2 protein-coding genes are annotated in these 2,710 nt (G+C 68.9%); one reads left to right on the top strand and one right to left on the bottom strand.

Translation table 11 applies throughout. The features are described from left to right. Positions 1-1,988: indolepyruvate ferredoxin oxidoreductase family protein (locus tag VFM98_RS19050; RefSeq protein ID WP_325111472.1), on the bottom strand; the 1,988-nt coding region annotated here is incomplete at its 3' end. A gap of 113 nt (positions 1,989-2,101) precedes the next feature. On the opposite strand from VFM98_RS19050, the gene VFM98_RS19045 reads away from it, so the two are divergent. Further along, complete coding sequence (locus tag VFM98_RS19045) at positions 2,102-2,608, top strand: Lrp/AsnC family transcriptional regulator (RefSeq protein WP_325111471.1); 507 nt, start codon at positions 2,102-2,104, stop codon at positions 2,606-2,608. The last annotated feature ends 102 nt before the right edge of the window (positions 2,609-2,710 follow it).

Genomic DNA, 2,710 nt, shown 5'->3' with positions numbered 1-2,710 from the left:
TTGGATTGCACCGAGCAGTCGCCGCAGCCTTCGTAGACGCGGTCATTGATGAAGAGGCGCCGGGCCGGATCCACCAGCTCGCCCTTCTTGCGCCGGCGCCGCTTCTCGGCCGCGCAGGTCTGTTCGTAGATCAGCACCGTCACGCCGGGGATCTCGCGCAGGCGCCGCTGCACGGCGTCGAGCGCGTCGCGGTCGTGGAACTCGGTGCCGGCGGGGAAGCGGTCGCGAATGCGGTCGTACTTGGCGATGTCGTCGGAGACCACCACGACCTGCCGCACGCCCTCGGCTTCGACCTGGCGCGCGATGCCGTCGACGCTGATGATGCCGTCCACCGGCTGGCCGCCCGTCATGGCCACCGCGTCGTTGAACAGGATCTTGTAGGTGAGGGTGGCGCGCGCCGCCACGGCCTGGCGGATGGCGAGGTAGCCCGAGTGGTAGTAGGTGCCGTCGCCCAGGTTCTGGAACACGTGCGGCACCCTGGTGAACATCGCGTGCGAGACCCAGTCCACGCCTTCGCCGCCCATCTGGATCAGGCCTTCGGTGGAACGGTCCATCCAGCTGGCCATGAAGTGGCAGCCGATGCCGGCCTGCGCGTGCGAGCCTTCCGGCACTTTCGTCGAGGTGTTGTGCGGGCAGCCGGCGCAGAAGTAGGGCAGGCGCTTGACCGCGTCGCTGTCGTTGGAGAGCAGCTGCGGCAGCGTGAAGTCGCGCACCAGGTGGCGCCGGTCGAGGTCGGGGAAGTGTCCCACCAGCCATTGGGCGACCGCTTCGATCAGCCGCGAGGGCCGCAGCTCGCCGAGCGCGGAGACGAGCGGCCGGCCCTGGGCATCCGTCTTGCCGACGATCGCGGGCCGCTCGCGCTCGTTGTAGAACAGCGAGCGCAGTTGCTCCTCGACGACGGGGCCCTTCTCCTCGATCACCAGCAGTTCCTTCAAGCCGCGCGCGAACTCGCGCATGCGGGTCGGCTCCACCGGGTAGGTAAGGCCCAATTTGTGGATCCGCACGCCGTGCGCCGCCAGCGTTTCGAGCGGGATGTCGAGGCGGCGCAGCACTTCCATCAGGTCGTAGTGCGCCTTGCCCGCCGTGACGATGCCGACCGTCGCGTGATCGCTCGCGACGACGTGCCGGTCGATGCTGTTGACGCGCGCGAAGGCCCGCACCGCATCGAGCTTGGCGTGCAGGCGTTGCTCGATCACCAGAGAGGGCAGGTCGGGCCAGCGGTAGTGCAAGCCGCCGGGTGGCGGCGTGTAGCCGGTGATGGCGCGCACTGTCTCCGCGTCCTGCCAGGCCGCGACCCGGGCGTTGACGAGGTCCAGGTCCACCGTCGATGCGCTTTCCACCACTTCGGACAAGGCGGTGAAGCCGACCCAGTTGCCCGAGAAACGCGAGAGGGCCCAGCCATAGAGCCCGAACTCCAGGTACTCGGCGACGTTGGCCGGTGCGACGACCGGCGCGTGCCAGGCCTGGAAGGCCTGGTCGCTCTGGTGCGGCATGGAGGAGGAGACGCAGCCGTGGTCGTCGCCGGCCACCATCAGCACGCCGCCCTGCGGCGAGGCGCCGTAGGCATTGCCGTGCTTGAGCGCGTCGCCCGCGCGGTCGACGCCCGGGCCCTTGCCGTACCAGAGCGCGAACACGCCCTCGCAGGTGCGATCGGGGTCGGCCTCCACGCGCTGCGTGCCCAGCACCGCGGTGGCCGCGAGTTCCTCGTTGATGGCGGGCAGGAAGCGCACGCCGGCCTGCTCGAACTTCTCCCCCGCCTTCCATACCGCCTGGTCCACCATGCCCAGGGGCGAGCCGCGGTAGCCGCTGATGAAGCCGCGCGTCTGCAGGCCCGCGGCCGCGTCGCGCTGGCGCTGCATCAGCATCAGGCGCACCAGCGCCTGGGTGCCGGTGAGGAAGATCGCGCCGCCCGGCGCCCACAGGCTGTCGCTCAGGCGGTACTCCGGTCGCTCGATCGGCGACATCTCGGCGTGCAGGGTGAGGGGCATGGCTGTCTCCTTGGAGGTGCAGCTTAGGCGTCGAAGCGGAAAATGTGCTTTTTCTTTCCTCCCGGATCGGGCCCGATGGAGAATCCTGTTCCCATTCGAGCCCTGATGCAGGAATGAACCAACTCGACCGCCACGACGTGCTGCTGCTCAGCGAGCTGCAGCGCGATTCGCGCCAGACCGTGCAGCAGCTCGCCGCCGCTGCCGGGCTTTCCGCCACCCCGACGTGGAAGCGGGTGAAGGAGCTGGAAAGCGCCGGCATCATCCGCGGCTACACCGCCCTGGTGGACCGCGAGAAGGTCGGCCTCGCGCTCGCCGTGCTGGCGGAGGTGAACCTCACGCGCCACAAGGAAGACGACGTGCTGCGCTTCGAGGAGGCGGTGGCCGCGAGCCCGCAGATCGTGAGCTGCTATGCCACTACCGGCCAGGCCGACTACGTGCTGAAGGTGCTGGTGCCCGACATCAAGAGCTACGAGGCCTTCCTGCACGAGACCGCCTTCAAGCTGCCGGGCGTGACGCACGTGCGCTCCAGCGTGGTGCTGAAGGACGTGAAGGCCGAGACGCGGCTGCCGCTGGAGGCCGCTGAGGCGGGTGGGGTTCGCGGTTTGCGGAGCAGGAGATGAATGCCCGGCCAGCGCGGCCGTCGAGTGGCCCTTCCTTGATGTCCCGCAAGGACGCAGGATCTCTTATCATCTACCGATCGGTCGGCAATAAATCCGGCCCCG

Origin of the sequence: Ramlibacter sp., from assembly GCF_035706265.1 — a bacterium.
Classification (GTDB): Bacteria; Pseudomonadota; Gammaproteobacteria; order Burkholderiales; family Burkholderiaceae_C; genus Ramlibacter.
The sequence above is the reverse complement of the archived record's forward strand: the minus strand, read 5'-3'. Positions and strand labels throughout refer to the sequence as shown.

Coding starts and splice junctions, on each gene's coding strand:
- VFM98_RS19045 (WP_325111471.1), top strand. CDS start 2,102: ATGAACCAACTCGACCGCCACGACGTGCTGCTGCTCAGCGAGCTGCAG.